Raw genomic sequence first — 16,887 nt, forward strand, 5'->3', positions numbered from 1 at the left:
CAGCCCTGCCAAGCGTAGGGTGGGCGCATGGCCGAGCGACTCGCGGATGCGCTGAGCCCGTACCTGCGCGCACACGCTGACAATCCGGTCGACTGGTGGCCCTGGGGCGAGCACGCGTTCGCCGAGGCGGCCCGCCGCGATGTGCCGGTACTGGTCTCGATCGGCTATTCCACGTGCCACTGGTGCCATGTGATGGCTCGCGAGAGCTTCAGCGACCCGATACTCGCCGAGTGGCTCAACGCACGCTTCGTCGCCGTGAAGGTCGACCGCGAGGAGCATCCCGACGTCGACAGCAGCTACCTCGCCGCTGCCTCCGCGTTCACTCGCAACCTCGGGTGGCCCCTCACCGCCTTCGCGACCCCTCGTGGCCGCGTCTTCTTCGCCGGCACGTACTTCCCGCCCTCGCCGGTCGCCGGCCAGCCCTCGTTCCGCCAAGTGCTCGAAGCCGTTGACGAGGCATGGCGTGAGCGCCGCGCCGAGACGAGCCGCATCGCCGATCAGGTGGCGGATGCCGTCGCTTCCGCGTCGATGCCCGCTCCCGGCCCATTGCCCACCGCCTCCGAATTCGACCGAGCCGTCGCGGCGCTGCTTCGCGACGAGGACCGCGAGTTCGGCGGATTCGGCGGTGCTCCCAAGTTCCCGGTGGCGAGCGTGCTGCAGACGCTGCTCGACCGCGCATCGCTCGGAGACCGCACCGCCGGTGACTTGGCAGGGCGCACGCTCGATGCCATGGCGGCATCCGCGCTGCGAGATCCCGTCGAGGGGGGATTCTTTCGGTACGCGACGCTGCGCAATTGGCGAGATCCTCACTACGAGCGGATGCTGACCGATAACGCGCTGCTGCTCACCGCGTACGCGCGCGCCGGCCGTCGCGAGATCGCCGCCGGCATCGCATCCTTCCTCGACGGTGTGCTGCGCGTGCCCGGCGGCTTCGGCGCCGCGCAAGACAGCGAGAGCATCGTCGACGGTCGACGCGTCGAAGGCGGCTACTACCTCAGCACGAACCGCGATCGGCTCGAACCTCCCGCGGTCGACGACAAGGTGCTCACCGGCTGGAACGGCCTGGCGATCGGCGCGCTCGCCGAAGCCGGCTCTCTGCTCGGCGAGCGGAGCTGGGTCGACTGGGCGACGGATGCCGCAGACCTCCTGCTCGAGCGCCACCGCCGCTCCGACGGCACCTTGCTGCGTGCAACGGCGGGGGAGCGCGTGTCGCCCGCGCCCGCGACGCTCGAGGACTACGGCATGCTCGCCGATGGCTTGCTACGTCTCGCCTGCGCCAGCGGTGAAGTGCGCTTCGCGACGGCGGCCCGCGAGTTGCTCGACGCCTGCCTCGTGAGCCATTCGAGCGAGGTCGGCTCTCAGATCGCGGCCGGCGACTCGACTGCCCCGAGTTCCGCCGACGGCGAGCCGAGGGCCGCCGTTCGCGAGCCGAGCCCCGGCCGCGCCGAGCCGGATGCCGCTCCGCCGGTGTTCGTGGCGCCCGGTGACGGTGATCCCGTACTCACCGGCAGCGGCCTCGCCGTAGGCGCTGACCCGAGCGAGGGCGCATACCCCAGCGGCTTGAGCGCCGCGGCATCCGCGTCGTACCTGCTCTTCCTGCTCGACGGTGATCGCCGATGGCTCGAGGCGGCTCAACGGGCGATGGCACCGCTCGGCAAGTTCGCGATCGAGCAGCCGATCGCCTTCGGCACATCGCTCGGCGTCATGAGCGCGCTGGATGCCGGCGCAGTGCAGCTCGTAGTCGTCTCCGACGATCGCGAAGCCCCCCTCGCCGAAGCCGCTCGTCGTTGGCGGCGTTCCGGGGCACTGTCGATCGTGGTGACCGAGGAGCAGGCGAGTGCGTTCGGGGCGGCGGGTTTCGAACTGTTCGCTGCCAAGTCGTTGATCAACGGCGACCCGGCTGCCTACCTATGCCGTGAGTTCGTATGCCGACTGCCAGTCACCGAAACCGCAGAGCTCACCGCCCAACTGGCCGAGTTCTGACGGAGACGAATACAGCCTGCGCTCGCGTGCCCGACGCGCTCGTCGGCTATCGGTTCCTATCGTGGGAGTCGCCGCAGGAGCTGCGGCGACTGAAACCGAGGCGGCATTGTGACCATCAACCCCTCCGCACGCGACGAGCGCGGCGCGGCTGACAGTGACGTCGCCTCGCTCGCTGCCGCGCTCGACGAGTCCGCGCGAGAGAGCGGGCTGCACGGCGCGGTCTCGGTCGATGTGGACGGCGAGTTCGTGCTCGCCGCCGGCTATGGGCTCGCCGATCGCCGGTGCGGTGTTCCGAACACCCCCGACACACGTTTCGCGACCGCGAGTGCCACCAAGTCGTTCACGGCGCTCGCTGTCATGTCGCTCGTGAGCGACGGCACGCTCGGGCTGGATGTGCCGGTACGCAGCATCCTGGGCGAAGATCTGCCCCTGGTCGACGACCGAGTGACGGTCGAGCACCTGCTCACCCACAGATCCGGCATCGGCGATTACATCGACGAATCCGAACTCGGCGACATCGGCGACTATCTGATCACCGTGCCGATGCACGAGCTCTTGACCACCGAGGGTTTCGTGCCGATGCTCGAGGGGCACGAGCAGAAGACGGCTCCAGGTGAACGGTTCGCCTACAACAATGGCGGGTACGTGCTGCTCGCCCTCGTGGCCGAGCGTGCGAGCGGGTCTGCGTTTCACGACCTCGTGACCGAACGCGTCTTCGGCCCTGCAGGGCTCCTGAAGACCTCGTTCCTACGCATCGATGAACTCCCCGGTGATGCCGCGATCGGCTACCTCGGCGTCGACTCCGACCGCACGAACGTGTTCCACCTTCCGATGCGCGGCAACGGCGACGGCGGCGCGTACACGACGGTTGGCGATCTCTCAGTGTTCTGGCGCGCGTTCATCGATGGACGAATCGTGGATGCCGCGACGCGCGACCTCATGATCACTCCGACCCACGTCGGTGGCGAGCTGCGCCTGCGATACGGCACCGGGTTCTGGCTCGACACTGAGGGCCCTGGCCTGGTGCTGGACGGATACGACGCAGGAGTGTCGATCCGGTCACGGTTCGATCCGACCACGCGAATGACGGTGACGATCGTGTCGAACACCTCCGAAGGCGCATGGCCGGTGGTCCGCCGCTACCGCGAGTTCCGTGAGGCGCACTGACATCCGAGCGTCGGCCTGGGCAAAGCGGATCCACAGTTCGGCTTTCTAGTCTGGGACGCCACCGCTCTTCGAGGAGGAACCATGCAGTGCCCCGTAGACCAGTCGACGCTCGTGATGAGCGAACGCAATGGCATCGAGATCGACTATTGCCCGCAATGCCGAGGCGTGTGGCTCGACCGCGGTGAGCTCGACAAGATCATCGATCGCGCTGGCGCGTTCTCGCAGAATGTGCCGCAGCAGGGCATGCCGCAGCAGGGCATGCCGCCCGCGCAGCCGTACAGGGAACAGCCGTACGACGACCGTCGCGGCCATCAGGGCGATCGGTATCCCTACCGCAAGAAGAAGGAGAACTGGCTCAGCGACCTCTTCGACTGAGCCCTCGCTGGGTTCCCGCTGGCCACCGGCGGCTTAGGAGTGACCGGTGGATGAGATCGAGTCCCGGCTACCTGCCTGCTTGCCGCAACGAAATGACGTCGGTGTCGAACCCGTAGAAGTGCACCCCGGCGCTGACACCCCCACGATCCACCGTGATGCAGCGGTCCGTTGTGGCGTCGAGATGACGTTTTCTGCACGAGGAATCGAGATTCGACGACCGAAAACGTCATCTCGGCGGGGGTGCTGTGACGCGCAGGATGCTGCGACGCGAAGGGATGCTGCCGCGCGAGTCGCGCGGCTCAGCGCCAGCCGGGCAGCCAGTAGTGCAGCCTGGTGAACTCCACCCAAACCGGCATCGCGGTCCACAGCGGCCAGAAGAACGCGCTCACCAGTACCGCGAAGACCAGGAAGACCGCGACGACGCCGATGCCGCTCTGTCGCCGCCACGCGGCATCCGTCGAACGTCCGAGCACGAGGCCGAGCACCATCGCGAGCGCGAGCACCAAGAACGGCTCGAACACGATCGTGTAGAACTGGAACACCGTGCGCTCGGGGTAGAGCAGCCACGGCAGATATCCCGCCGCGAGTCCGAGCAGGATCGCGCCCGCCTGGCCACACGGGCTGGTCAGGGCGCGTTCCGGGTCGGCGACGTGGCCCGCGTTGGACAAGCCGCCCAAGCCACCCACGCCGCCCACGCCACTAAGGCGAACGAGCCGTCGTCGAGCGAACAGCAGCACCACGAGTGCGAGCACCGCAGCGACCGACGCCCACCAGATGATCGGGTTCGCAATGCCCGTGATGGCGCTGGCGCACTGGTCGAAACGGCACCCCGCATCGCCCATCCCTGAGGTGCGGTAGTACATGCCCGTGGGTCGAATCAGCAGCAGCCACGTCCACGCGAACGCTTGGTAGCCATGCGGGCGCGTTTCGCCGACGTGGTAGTCGTAGACCGCGCTCTGGTAGTGCCAGAAGCTCTGCCAGTCGAGCGGCACCCATGCGAGCGCTCCGGTCCACGGCTCGCCGACGGCTCCCGCCCAGTGACGGCTATAGCCCCCGTCGGTGACGAACCAGCCGGTGAAGCTGACGAGGTACACCGCTAGAGCCACCGGCACTGTGAGCACGAAGCTCACGGGCCCCTGCTTGAGCACCGTTCCCGACGCCCAGAAGCTGATGCCCGCACGCCGCCGGTCGATGGCGTCGGCGATCAGGGAGCCGACCGCGAAGAAGGCGAGCACGTAGAGGCCTGACCACTTCACCGCCGATGCGGCGCCGAGCAGCACTCCCATGGCGATCAACCAGGGCCGCCACCACAGCGCGGGACCCCACTCCAACCCTCGTTTCGCGTCTTGTCGCGACGCTGCCCACTCCCGCAGCCTTCGCCCTGCCCACCGCCGGTCGAGCAGCCAGCAGATGAACCCCGCGAGCACGAACACGGCGAGCAGTCCGTCGAGCAGCCCGACCCTGCTCATCACGATCGCGTTGCCGTCGATGGCGAGCAGCCCGCCGGCGAGCGCGGTCACCGCAGTCGAGCGGAACATGACGTGCGCGGCAACCATGACCAGCGCGACGAGCACGACCCCCGCAACAGCAGTCGAGAAACGCCAACCGACCGGGTCGGCTGCACCGAACGCCGCGAGGCCGAGCGCGATGATCCACTTTCCCAGCGGCGGGTGCACGACGAAGCTCGCGTCGGTCGAGTAGCCGTTGGGGTCGCCGGCTGCCCAGGCGGCGTTGGCGCCTTCGGGCCACCTCGACTCGTATCCGAGGTTGAAGAGCGTCCAGGCATCCTTCACGTAGTAGGTCTCGTCGAAGACGAGCTCGTGAGGGTGACCAAGATTCCAGAAGCGCAGCACGGACGCCGTCAGCAGCACGAGCGCGGGAGCGCCGACCCGCCAGGCTCGCCGTGCCCCGGCGCTGCGGCCGAGCCACGCGTCGATTCGGCTGCCGTGCGGCGTCGCAGCCGACACCGCTGCTCCACCCGCCGACACGGTGCCATGCTATCCGCGGCCGGGTGCGCATCAGCGGCTGCCGACGACTGCGTGTGCCGATCCGGCCACGGTTCGGTGCTTGGATTGGGGCGTGATCATCCTCGCGGCGACCCCGATCGGCAACCTGGGCGACGCCTCGCGTCGGCTCATCGAGACCCTCGAGCGCGCCGAAGTGATCGCGGCTGAAGACACCCGCACCGCCGCGCATCTGCTGCGCGCGCTGGCGGTCGAGAACCGTCCCAAGCTGCTCGCCCTGCACGAGCACAACGAGCTCGAACGCGCCGCCGAGATCGTGCAGCTCGCCCGCGAGACCGATGTGGTCGTGCTGACGGATGCCGGCATGCCCGCGATCAGCGACCCCGGCTATCCTTTGGTCGCCGAGGCGGCCCGCGCCGGCGTCACCGTCACTGCGATCCCCGGGCCGTCTGCGGTGCTCACCGCGCTCGCAGTGAGCGGGCTGCCCACCGACCGCTTCACCTTCGAAGGGTTCATCCCGCGCAAGGGCCGCGCCCGCTGGTTCGCCGCGCTCGCCACCGAGCAGCGCACCATGGTGTTCTTCGAGTCACCGCACCGTGTCGGCGAGTCATTGCGCGACCTTGCGGCCGCCTTCGGCGCCGAACGCCGGGTCGCGGTGTGCCGCGAGCTGACCAAGCTGCACGAGGAGGTCGTGCGCGGCACCGCAGAAGAAGTGGCACAGCGCTTCGCCGAGGGGGCGCGCGGCGAGTTCTGCATCGTCGTCGAGGGTGCCGCCGAGACGGCGGCCGACGCCGACGCGTCGCTCGAGCAAGTGCTGGAGCTGGTGGCCTCCGGCATCCGCCTCAAGGAAGCATCGGCCGAGGTCGCTGCTGCTACAGGTCTATCGCGGCGCGACCTGTACGAGGCCGCCCTGGCCAGACGCTCCCGCTGAGCCACACCGGACCGAATGCGCGGCAGGGCCCGCAGCACTCCGCCTCACCGGCCAGACGCTCGCGCTGACCCCCGTCATCGCAGCACGCCCGAACCGTAGGATGGGGGGCATGTCTTCTGGCGAGTCCTTCTACATCGCGACGCCGATCTTCTATGTGAACGACGTGCCCCACATCGGGCACGCGTACACCGAGGTCGCCGCCGATGTGCTCGCCCGCTGGCACCGGCAGCGGGGAGACGACACCTGGCTGCTGACCGGCACCGACGAGCACGGCCAGAAGATCCTGCGCACCGCCGTGGCCAACAACACCACCCCGAAGGCGTGGGCCGATGAGCTCGTCGAGAGCGCGTGGAAGCCGCTGCTGAAGACCATCGACATCGCGAACGACGACTTCATCCGCACCACGGAGGAGCGACACGAAGAGGGCGTCAAGCGCTTCATGCAGAAGCTCTACGACGACGGCTTCATCTACCAGGGCGAATTCGAGGGCCACTACTGTGTCGGCTGCGAGGAGTACAAGCAGCCCAGCGACCTGATCGAGGGCACCGGCGAGTACGCGGGGCAGCAGGTGTGCGCCATCCACTCGAAGCCCGTCGAGGTGCTGAAGGAGACCAACTACTTCTTCCGCATGAGCGACTTCGAGAAGCCGCTCCTCGACCTCTACGAGCAGCGACCCGATTTCGTGCAGCCGGAGAGCGTGCGCAACGAGATCGTGCAGTTCGTGAAGCAGGGCCTGCGCGACCTGTCGATCTCGCGCGCGAGCTTCGACTGGGGCATCCAGGTTCCCTGGGACGACAAGCACGTCGTCTACGTGTGGTTCGACGCGCTGCTCAACTACATCACCGCGATCGGGTACGGCGTCGACGACGAGCAGTTCGAGCGGCGCTGGCCGGCCGTGCAGCTCATCGGCAAGGACATCGCGCGGTTCCACGCGGTCATCTGGCCCGCGATGCTCATGGCGGCTGGACTGCCGGTGCCTCAGCGCGTGTTCGGCCACGGCTGGCTGCTGGTCGGCGGCGAGAAGATGTCGAAGTCGAAGCTCACGGGCATCGCGCCGCAGCAGATCACCGACACCTTCGGTTCAGACGCCTTCCGCTACTACTTCATGCGCGCCATCCACTTCGGGCAAGACGGCTCGTTCAGCTGGGAAGACCTCGCCGCCCGCTATCAGGCAGAGCTGGCCAACGGCTTCGGCAATCTGGCCTCCCGCGTCATCGCCATGGTCGGCCGATACTTCGACGGCAAGGTGCCCGCCATCGGCGAGCGCACCCCGGCCGACGATGAGATCCGTCGCATCGCCCAGGAGGCGACGGATGCCGCCGACAAGGCGATCGATCAGTTCATGATCCACGAGGCGCTCGCTGAGATCTGGAAGCTCGTGGATGCGCTCAACGGCTACATCACCGAGCAGGAGCCCTGGGTGCTCGCGAAGAACGAGGAGACCCGCGACCGTCTCGCGACCGTGCTCGCGACTGCGGTGCACGGGCTCGGCGCGCTCGCCGTGCTGCTGTCGCCCGTGATCCCGAACGCGACCCAGAAGCTGTGGTCGGCGCTCGGCGGCGAGGGTGAGGTGCGCGAGGTGCGGATCACCGACGCGCCGCTGTGGTTCGGCAGCGGCACGATCACCCCGCTCGAGGGCACGCTCTTCCCGCGCATCGAGCACGAGGCATCCGGAGCCGCCTGATGGGTCCGAGCAACGTCGAGGGCCGGCAGATCGAGGAGAGCGCCGGCGCGCGGGCCGCGAAGTACGGTCACTTCCCCCCGATGCCCGAACCGCTCACGGTGGGCGTGTACGACAACCACACGCACCTCGATCCCGAGGTGGGCACCACGCAGCCGGGGCCCGAGGGCGAACCGCCGCTCGACTACCTCGAGCAGTTGGATCGCGCGTCGGCGGTCGGTGTGAGGGGCGTCGTGCAGGTCGGCACCGACGTCGAGACCTCGCGGTGGAGCGCCGAGGTCGCAGCTCGAGAGCCGAGGGTGCTGGCCGCGGTGGCGATCCACCCGAACGCGACGCCTGAGCTCGAGGCGGGACGCAAGCTCGACGAGCACATCGAGCAGATCTACGAACTCGCCGGGATGCCGCGCGTGCGCGCCGTCGGAGAGACCGGGCTCGACTACTTCCGCACCGGCGAAGACGGTCGCGACGCGCAGCGCCGTTCGTTCGAGCAGCACATTGACATCGCGAAGCAGCGGGGGATCGCACTGCAGATCCATGACCGCGACGCGCACCGCGACATCGTCGACGTGCTGAAGCGCGTGGGCGCGCCCGAGCGGGTCGTGCTGCACTGCTTCAGCGGAGACGCGGAGTTCGCGCAACTGTGCGTCGACCAGGGCTGGTACCTGTCGTTCGCCGGCACCGTGACGTTCAAGAACGCTCAGAATCTGCGCGACGCGCTCGAGATCACGCCGCGCAGCCGTGTGCTGATCGAGACGGATGCGCCGTACCTCACACCAATGCCGCACCGCGGCAAGCTCAACGGCCCCTACTTGCTCCCGCACACGCTGCGGTTCATGGCCGACTTCCTCGGCACCGACGCGTCGATGCTCGCAGCGCAGATCGCGTCGAACACCGAGCTCGTCTACGGCAGTTGGAGCGACGAACCGGTGCAGGCACGGTGACCCTGCTCGGCCCCGCCGAGATCCGCGATCTCGCCGATCTGCTCGGCCTGCAGCCGACGAAGAAGCTTGGCCAGAACTTCGTGCACGACGCGAACACCGTGCGGCGCATCGTCAGCGCCGCGGGGGTCGCTTCCGGCGAGACGGTGGTGGAGATCGGGCCAGGCCTCGGCTCACTCACGCTCGGGCTGCTCGAGGCCGGGGCATCCGTCGTCGCGGTGGAGATCGACGCGCGACTCGCGGAGCAGTTGCCGATCACCGTCGGCCAGCTCGCGCCGGGGGAGCAAGGGGCCGATCGGCTCACCGTCATCAACGCCGACGCGATGCGCGTCACCGCACTGCCCGGCGAACCCCGCGCGCTCGTCGCCAATCTGCCCTACAACATCTCGGTGCCCGTGCTGCTGCACTTCCTTGAGCACTTCCGTTCGCTCGAGCGCGGTCTCGTGATGGTGCAGGCGGAGGTCGGCTACCGCATCGCCGCCGAGCCGGGTTCGAAGGTGTTCGGAGCGCCCAGCCTCAAAGCCGCCTGGTACGGAAAGTGGAAGACCGCAGGGCTCGTGAGCCGGCACGTGTTCTGGCCGGTGCCGAACGTCGACTCGGTGCTCGTCGGATTCGAACGGCACACTCCTCCGGGCAGCGAGACCGAGCGGCTGGAGACGTTCGCCCTGGTGGATGCCGCGTTCCAGCAGCGCCGCAAGATGCTCCGCCAATCCCTGTCGGGCGTGCTCGGGTCTGCCGCTGCGGCGTCTACCCGGCTCGAGGCCGCTGGGCTTGCGCCGACCTCGCGGGGTGAGGAGCTCGGCATCCGCGAGTTCCTGGCGATCGTTCGCGCGGGGGACGCGGCCTGATTCGGTCGGGCGTTCGGTTGCGCTCACTCAATCTCCGATGAGTGGATGGCTCACTGGCGGGCTGACTGGCTGACTGACTGACTCGGAGCGCGCGGAACGCGAAGAGCGGCAGAGCGCCGCCGCGGATGCCGCGGTGCCACACTTGGGGCATGGCTGCCGTGAACGACCACACCAAGGGCGTCGGCGACGACGCGATGCACCAGGCCACTGGGCGGCATCCGGATGAGTGGTTCAGCGACCTCGATGCGGCCGGCGCCACGAACTGGACCCATTCCGAGATTGCTCGCTGGCTCGTCGACCATCACGGCGTCGATGGCTGGTGGTCGCAGAGCATCACCGTGCGGTACGAGCAGGCGCGCGGCATGCGCCTGCCGGGGCAGCAGGGCGACGGCACGTTCTCGGTGAGCAAGAGCAAGACCGTGCCGGGCGATGCCGAGACCGTGCTCGCCGCGGCGGTCGAGGTGTTCGGGGTGCTGTACGGAGGGCCGCCGGCATCCACGAATCCGACGGCGAACTACCCGACAGCCAGGTGGAAGCTCGACGGCGGTGAGTCAGTGCTGGTGCGGCTCGCGCCGAAGCCGGCAGACAAGGCATCTGCAGGTACGACGTCCGCCGACAAGACCGCTGTGACGCTCACCCATTCGGGCATCGTCTCGGCCGAGCACCTCGAGACGGCCAAACCGGCGCTGGAGTCGGGGCTGGAGCGCTTGCTCGATCGGCTGTCGTAGCGCCTGGGGCCCGCCTGTCGCCCAGAGAAAGTGGGGCTCGGCGAGTGCAGGTCAGTGGTCGCGTGTAGCGAGGCTCGCCGTTCAAAGCCCGAGCTGCGGCGCGAGGGCCTCGAGAGCGGCTAGCGCCGACGCCGGCTCGCTGCGCATCGGCAGCGGCTGGACCGCCACGTGGTCGGCGCCGGCGTCGAAGTGCTTGCGAAGCCTTGCAGCGACGGATGCTGGATCTCGCTGCAGCGCGAGGGCGTCCACGACCGCGTCGGTTCCGCCGTGTTCGAGCGACTGCTCGTCGAACCCCGTGCGCACGAGGTTCGCGCGGTAGTTGTCGAGAGCGAGGTAGCGCTCGACGGCGGGCCGGGCGATCGAGCGCGCGCCGTCGGCATCCGTCGAGATGACGACCTTGTGCTCCGGCGCGAGCAGAGGTCCGGCCCCGAGCTCCTGGCGAGCGAACCGTGTGTGCTCCGGCGTGGTGAAGTACGGGTGCGCGCCGGCTGACCGCTCACCGGCGAGACGCAGCATGCGAGGGCCGAGGGCCGCGAGCATCCGCCGGTGCTTCGGGATGCCGAGCTCGTCGAGCCGGTCGAGGTAGGCGACGATCGCTTGGTACGGCGTGCGGTACTCGCCGGTCGTCTCGGGGTGGCCCGCCCCGATGCCGAGCACGAAGCGGCCGGGAAATCTTGTTTCGATCCGTTGGAACGACTCGGCAACCCGCTCGGCCGGCGAGTTCCAGATGTTGACGACTCCGGTCGCGATCGTCAGACGCTCGGTGGCCTCGAGTGCGCGTTCGACGTCTTCGAGCCCGGCGCCCGGTGAGCCTCCGATCCACAGAGTGCCGAAGCCGAGCCGCTCGAGACGACGGACGAACGCGGGCGGGGTGTCGGCGTGCGAGGTGCGCCACACGCCCCACCTGCCGAGGGGAACACGCGTCGTCGCTGTGCGCTCTGGGTGAGTAGGAGCTTCAGGGAGGGGCAGTGCGGCATCCGAACCGCCGTGGTCGGTTACGTCGGTCAGGGCGCTACCGTCTTCGGCTTCGCGCATTGGTCGTCTCCTTCGTCGATCGAGGCGGTCGATGCGCCAGCGTGCGACAGCCGCCCGAGATGGCGCCGAGCCCGCTTCGCTGCAGCCGGGCCGCGAGCACCATCGAAGCCACTGTGTCACGTCCGACCGCCTCGGCACGAGGCGCAAGGCCGGGCTCGGCGATGGCGGGGAGACGACCCGCGGTGGCCGTCGGCATCCGTGGGTGGCGAGGTGGGTGGGGCGCTCGGCTAGGTTTGAACCATGTCGCACCGCGCTGCCGCCAAGACCAAGGTGCATGTGCGGGCCCCGGGCAAGATCAACGTGTTCCTCAAGGTCGGTCGGCTGCAGGACGACGGGTACCACGATGTCGCGAGCGCGTATCAGGCCGTCTCGCTCTTCGAAGACGTGCGCGCGTACCAGGCCGACGACTTCTCGGTGAGCGTCACAGGGAGCGTCGACCTCGACGGTGTCCCGACGGACGAGACCAACATCGCCGTCCAGGCTGCGAAGCTGCTCGCCCGTGAGACGGGCCATCAAGGCGGAGTGCATCTCGAGATCGAGAAGCATGTGCCGGCTGCGGGCGGCATGGGCGGTGGATCGGCGGATGCCGCGGCTGCACTGCTTGCGTGCGACCACCTCTGGGGCACGGCGCTGCCTCGCGAGCGCATGCTCGAACTCGCTGCAGAGCTCGGCGCCGACGTGCCGTTCGCGCTCACGGGAGGCACTGCGATCGGTACCGGCCGGGGCGACAAACTCAGCCCGGCGCTCGCCCAGGGCCACTCGCATTGGGTGCTGGTTCTTCCCGACTCAGGGTTGTCGACGCCCGAGGTCTACCACGAGCTCGACCGCCACCGGCAGCGCAACGGCTCGACGTTGCTGCCAGTGACCGACAGGCCCGAGGTCGACCCGAAGGTGCTGCAAGCGCTGAGAGCCGGGGACCCTCACATGCTCGCCGAGTCGATGCACAACGACCTCCAGGCAGCCGCGTTGCAGCTTGAGCCTGCACTGATCGACATCCTCGAACTGGGTGAGGCGAACGGCGCACTCACCGGCATCGTCTCGGGATCGGGGCCGACCATTGCATTCCTGGCGGCGGATGTCGACAGCGCCCTCGACCTGCAGGTCGCCCTCAGCGCCGCTCGCCTCGACGTCGTGCGCGTCTCGGGCCCCGTGCACGGCGCCCGCGTGCTCGCCGAGTAGCCCCCGCATCCGCCCGGCAGCCACCCCGCCTCCGCCCGGCAGCCACCCCGCCTCCGCCCGGCAGCCACCCCGCCTCCGCCCAGCCCCCGCATCCGCCGAGCCAGAAACAATTCGCCGAGACTACGCAAATCACCACTGGCCCGGCCGCCGAATGGTGATTTGCGTAGTATCGGCGCGGCCGCGGTACTACTCGACGACGCGACGTCCAGCGAGGCGGCGGCGGATGCGGTCGATTGTCTGTCGCGGCGACCCACGAAGGTCGTCCGCGCTGACATAGATCACGCTCCAGCCTTCATCCTCGATGCGTTCGCGCCGTCCGATGTCCCGTCGGAACTGGGCACGCTCGCGATGCAGATCGCTCTGGTACTCGATGCCCACCTTCCACTCGGCGAAGGCGAGGTCGATCATGGCGACGAAGACGCCGCGCCCATCGCGGAGCACGTAGTTCGGCACGGGTTCAGGCAGGCCCGCTCGTACGATGAGCAGCCGCAGCTCGGTCTCTTTCGGTGAGAGTGATCCATAACGGATCAGCGGCAGCGCTTGTCGCAGTCTGCGGATGCCGCGGCGCCCGATGCGAGAACTGACAGCCCGCGCAAGTTGCTCATGTGAGGCGAGAGGCGTCACCCCGTCATACGGTTCTGTCCCCGTGATGAGAAAGTCGCCGGCCGCCACCAACTCATCGACCGTGAGCAGGCCCGCCAAGTCGCACCAGGTGGCCACCGGTGCCGTGACGCGCACGCCGGCGATCTCGACGAGCACAGCGTCGTCGAGGTGGTGCCCGATGACGCCCGCCGCTCGTGGGTATCCAGAAGTAGTCGGTGCCGCGACGTGAAGCCGGTTGTCGCGCTCCCACCGAGCAGGTAGCGGCATCCCATGGAGGCGCGCGGCGGTTGTGTGGCTCAAGAACTGAGATGGCGGCATCCGTGCCGCATACGCCTGTGCCTGGGTGACAACGGTGACGTCAAGCGAGCGCGGGATTCGTGCGCCGTGGAAAGGCCGGTGCAAGTCCGCGGCGCGAAGACGGCTGTCGGTGACTCCGGCATCCGTCGCCTGCCGCCTTGAGAACGGGCCGTGGCGCAGTGGCGAGGGTAACGGGGTCGGGGCAGGCATCCGCCGATCATCCGCCGTCACATCGTTGCATCGACCCGGCTGTCCACAGGCTCGGCCCGCGAGACTACGCAAATGACGGCTTGGGCCACGTCGAGATGGTCATTTGCGCAGTCTCAGCGCGTGCACGGGGCCCGGATGCGCGAACGCACTCGGCGAACGGCCACCCGCGCTCGACTAGCCTCGAAGATCGTGGCTCACCTCCTTGGCGCTGAAGCGCTCCATCTCGAATTCCCGACCCGAGTCGTGTTCGATTCGGTCACGATCGGGCTCGACGAGGGTGACCGCATCGGCGTCGTCGGGCGCAACGGCGACGGCAAGTCGACGCTGTTGAAACTGCTGGCGGGTCGCATCGAACCGGATGCCGGGCGCGTCACGGTGCGCGGCGGCATCCGCATCGGCATGCTCGACCAGTCCGACACCCTCGACCCGCACCTCACCGTCGGCGAGGCCATCGTCGGCGATCTCGCGGACCACGAATGGGCTGGCGACCCGCGCGCTCGCGACGTCATCTCCGGCCTCGCCAGCGACATCGACTGGGACGCCCGCGTCGGCGATCTTTCTGGAGGCCAGCAGCGCCGAGTCGCGCTCGCAGCGCTGCTCATCGGGGATTGGGACGTGCTCTTCCTCGACGAGCCCACCAACCACCTCGACGTCGAGGGCATCGCGTGGCTTGCCGACCACGTCAACCGCCGCTGGCCCGCGAACCAGGGCGCGCTCGTGGTCGTCACGCACGACCGGTGGTTCCTCGACGCGGTCTCGACCGACACCTGGGAGGTGCACGACCGCATCATCGAGCCCTTCGAAGGCGGGTATGCGGCGTATGTGCTGCAACGTGTCGAACGCGACCGGCAGGCCGCGGCATCCGAAGCTCGACGTCAGAATCTCATGCGCAAGGAGCTCGCCTGGCTGCGTCGCGGTGCGCCCGCGCGCACGAGCAAGCCGAAGTTCCGCATCGACGCGGCCAACGCTCTCATCGCCAACGAACCGCCGCCGCGCGACACCGTCTCGCTGCAGTCCATGGCCATGCAGCGCCTGGGCAAAGACGTCGTCGACGTGCTCGATGCGGGCGTGCGCTACGGAGACCGCGAGGTGCTGCGCGACATCACCTGGCGCATCGCACCGGGGGAGCGCACGGGCATCCTCGGGGTGAACGGCGCCGGCAAGTCGACGCTGCTCGGGCTCATCGACGGCTCGATCGAACCGACGAGCGGACGCGTCAAGCACGGCAAGACGGTGAAGATCGCGACGCTCGACCAGCGTCTGGCGGAGCTTGCCGAAGTGCAGCACGATCCGGTGCGCACGGTCATCGGGCGACTGCGCACCAGCTACGTCGCAGGGGGCAAGGAGCTGACCCCCGGGCAACTCCTCGAGAGGCTCGGGTTCTCGAGCGCGCAACTGAGCACGCCGGTCAAGGACCTCAGCGGGGGTCAGAAGCGCAGGCTGCAGCTCTTGCTGATTCTGCTCGACGAGCCGAACGTGCTCATCCTCGACGAGCCGACCAACGACCTCGACACCGACATGCTCGCGGCCATGGAAGACCTGCTCGACGGGTTCCCCGGAACCCTCATCGTCGTCAGCCACGACCGCTACCTGCTCGAGCGAGTCACCGATCAGCAGTACGGCATCTTCGACCGCACGCTGCGCCACTTGCCGGGCGGGGTCGACGAGTACCTGGCGCTTCGGGCCGGGCGTACCGGCGGCAGCGCGTCGATTCGGCCGACGTCAGACGCACAGGAGCGAGCGGATGCCGGGGGTGCGCGCACAGCCTCCGCCACACCCGCCAGCGCAGCGCCCGCCTTAGCCACCGCATCCTCCCCGACGCTCAGCGGCGCCGAGCGTCGCAACGCGGAGAAGGAGGTCTCTTCGATCGACCGCAAGCTGACGAAGCTCAACGCGGAACTCGAACGGCTGCACGCTGACTTCGCCGCGCATAACCAGAGCGACTACTCGGGCCTCGGTCGGCTGCAGCGGGAGCAGCAGCAACTTGAGCAGCAGATCGAAGAGCTCGAGATGCGCTGGCTCGAGCTCTCGGAATCGCTCGAGGGTTAGCTCGAGGGCGCAGCGGCCTGAGGCGCGGGTTGCGAAGGCGCGCTCAAACCGAGTGCGGGCCGCCAGTCCGACCTGACCGCTAGCCGACGGCCACGCCGAAGAGCAGCCCGATCAGGTAGGTGGCCGCCATGGTCGCCGACCCCATCAGCACGTTCCGCATGATCGCGGGCAGCGCCGGTGCGCCGCCCAGACGCGCGCTGATCAGGCCGGTGAGCAGCAGGCCGATCACGACTGCCGCCGCGGTGGCGATGATCGGGCTGCCGATGGGCAGCAGGATCATCCCGAACGGGATCAGGGCCCCGACGGTGAAGGCCAAGAACGACGACAGCGCAGCGACCCAGGGGTTGGTGAATTCCTGAGGGTCGATGCCGAGCTCGACTTCGGCGTGGGCGGCCAGAGCGTCGTGGGCGGTGAGTTCCTCGGCGACCTGCTGCGCGAGGTCGGCCGAGAGCCCCCGCTGCCGGTACAAGCCGGCGAGCTCTGCCAACTCCTCCTCCGGCATCTCCTTCAGCTCGCGGATCTCCTTGGCGATGAGCGCCTTCTCCGTATCGCGCTGCGTGCTCACCGAGACGTACTCGCCTCCCGCCATCGAGAACGCTCCTGCGGCGACGGCAGCGATGCCGGCGGTCGCGATGGCGGCGATGTTCCCCGGCGCCGCAGCGGCGACACCGACGACGACGCCCGCGACCGACACGATGCCGTCATTGGCGCCGAGCACGCCGGCGCGCAGCCAGTTGAGACGCTGCCCGACGGCCTGGTCGTGCGGTTCATGCAGGTGTGCGATGGCCGCCTCGACCTCTTGGTCGTCGTCACGCATGAGCGTTCCACCTTTCTTGCGAGCGGCCATTGTGTCCGCCTCGGATGCCGTGAGCGACTCTCACGCGATTGGAGCCCGCACG

The 16,887-nt window shown here is 68.7% G+C and carries 14 protein-coding genes; 10 read left to right on the plus strand and 4 right to left on the minus strand.

Translation table 11 applies throughout. The features are described 5' to 3' along the window. The first annotated feature begins 27 nt into the window (after positions 1-27). From ABV606_RS09200 to ABV606_RS09210, 3 genes are all read left to right on the plus strand, one after another. A complete protein-coding gene (locus ABV606_RS09200; protein ID WP_353987466.1) occupies positions 28-1,983 on the plus strand; it encodes a thioredoxin domain-containing protein in 1,956 nt (651 codons plus the stop codon). A 108-nt stretch (positions 1,984-2,091) separates the two neighbouring features. Continuing rightward, positions 2,092-3,150, plus strand: a complete 1,059-nt coding sequence (locus ABV606_RS09205; RefSeq protein ID WP_353987467.1) for a serine hydrolase domain-containing protein — start codon at positions 2,092-2,094, stop codon at positions 3,148-3,150. An 81-nt stretch (positions 3,151-3,231) separates the two neighbouring features. Next, positions 3,232-3,525 (plus strand): zf-TFIIB domain-containing protein, encoded by a 294-nt coding sequence (locus tag ABV606_RS09210; protein ID WP_353987468.1) that lies wholly within the window; start codon positions 3,232-3,234, stop codon positions 3,523-3,525. Positions 3,526-3,824: 299 nt separating this feature from the next. On the opposite strand, the gene ABV606_RS09215 is transcribed toward ABV606_RS09210, so the two are convergent. Further along, positions 3,825-5,513, minus strand: a complete 1,689-nt coding sequence (locus tag ABV606_RS09215) for a dolichyl-phosphate-mannose--protein mannosyltransferase (RefSeq protein ID WP_353987469.1) — start codon at positions 5,511-5,513, stop codon at positions 3,825-3,827. Between the two features lie 91 nt (positions 5,514-5,604). Here ABV606_RS09215 and rsmI point away from each other — a divergent pair, with 91 nt between their 5' ends. The 5 genes from rsmI to ABV606_RS09240 all read left to right on the plus strand — a co-directional run bounded on the left by rsmI (position 5,605) and on the right by ABV606_RS09240 (position 10,615). Continuing rightward, complete coding sequence (gene rsmI, locus ABV606_RS09220; RefSeq protein ID WP_353987470.1) at positions 5,605-6,420, plus strand: 16S rRNA (cytidine(1402)-2'-O)-methyltransferase; 816 nt, start codon at positions 5,605-5,607, stop codon at positions 6,418-6,420. A gap of 109 nt (positions 6,421-6,529) precedes the next feature. Next, positions 6,530-8,104: a methionine--tRNA ligase gene (gene metG, locus ABV606_RS09225; RefSeq protein ID WP_281489337.1), complete on the plus strand. Its 1,575-nt coding sequence runs from the start codon at positions 6,530-6,532 to the stop codon at positions 8,102-8,104. Beyond that, positions 8,104-9,042: a TatD family hydrolase gene (locus ABV606_RS09230; RefSeq protein ID WP_353987471.1), complete on the plus strand. Its 939-nt coding sequence runs from the start codon at positions 8,104-8,106 to the stop codon at positions 9,040-9,042. The genes metG and ABV606_RS09230 overlap by 1 nt, the downstream gene beginning before the upstream one ends. Then, the gene (gene rsmA, locus ABV606_RS09235; RefSeq protein ID WP_353987472.1) at positions 9,012-9,887 is read left to right on the plus strand and encodes a 16S rRNA (adenine(1518)-N(6)/adenine(1519)-N(6))-dimethyltransferase RsmA; all 876 of its coding nucleotides are present in this window, start codon (positions 9,012-9,014) and stop codon (positions 9,885-9,887) included. The genes ABV606_RS09230 and rsmA overlap by 31 nt, the downstream gene beginning before the upstream one ends. A 149-nt stretch (positions 9,888-10,036) precedes the next feature. Beyond that, the gene (locus ABV606_RS09240; protein ID WP_353987473.1) at positions 10,037-10,615 is read left to right on the plus strand and encodes a DUF4287 domain-containing protein; all 579 of its coding nucleotides are present in this window, start codon (positions 10,037-10,039) and stop codon (positions 10,613-10,615) included. An 81-nt stretch (positions 10,616-10,696) separates the two neighbouring features. Here ABV606_RS09240 and ABV606_RS09245 read toward each other — a convergent pair whose 3' ends face one another. Then, positions 10,697-11,650 (minus strand): LLM class F420-dependent oxidoreductase, encoded by a 954-nt coding sequence (locus tag ABV606_RS09245; protein WP_353987474.1) that lies wholly within the window; start codon positions 11,648-11,650, stop codon positions 10,697-10,699. A gap of 240 nt (positions 11,651-11,890) precedes the next feature. Here ABV606_RS09245 and ABV606_RS09250 point away from each other — a divergent pair, with 240 nt between their 5' ends. Then, entirely contained in the window at positions 11,891-12,829 is a 939-nt protein-coding gene (locus tag ABV606_RS09250; RefSeq protein ID WP_281489331.1) for a 4-(cytidine 5'-diphospho)-2-C-methyl-D-erythritol kinase, read from the plus strand. Between the two features lie 186 nt (positions 12,830-13,015). On the opposite strand, the gene ABV606_RS09255 is transcribed toward ABV606_RS09250, so the two are convergent. Then, positions 13,016-13,699, minus strand: a complete 684-nt coding sequence (locus ABV606_RS09255; RefSeq protein ID WP_353987475.1) for a hypothetical protein — start codon at positions 13,697-13,699, stop codon at positions 13,016-13,018. A gap of 429 nt (positions 13,700-14,128) precedes the next feature. On the opposite strand from ABV606_RS09255, the gene ABV606_RS09260 reads away from it, so the two are divergent. Beyond that, positions 14,129-15,988, plus strand: coding sequence for an ABC-F family ATP-binding cassette domain-containing protein (locus ABV606_RS09260; RefSeq protein ID WP_353987476.1), 1,860 nt, complete (start codon positions 14,129-14,131; stop codon positions 15,986-15,988). Between the two features lie 79 nt (positions 15,989-16,067). Here ABV606_RS09260 and ABV606_RS09265 read toward each other — a convergent pair whose 3' ends face one another. Next, positions 16,068-16,805, minus strand: coding sequence for a VIT1/CCC1 transporter family protein (locus tag ABV606_RS09265; RefSeq protein WP_353987477.1), 738 nt, complete (start codon positions 16,803-16,805; stop codon positions 16,068-16,070). Positions 16,806-16,887 lie beyond the last annotated feature (82 nt).

Source organism: Ruicaihuangia caeni (assembly GCF_040536845.1).
GTDB classification, from domain to species: domain Bacteria; phylum Actinomycetota; class Actinomycetes; order Actinomycetales; family Microbacteriaceae; genus Ruicaihuangia; species Ruicaihuangia caeni.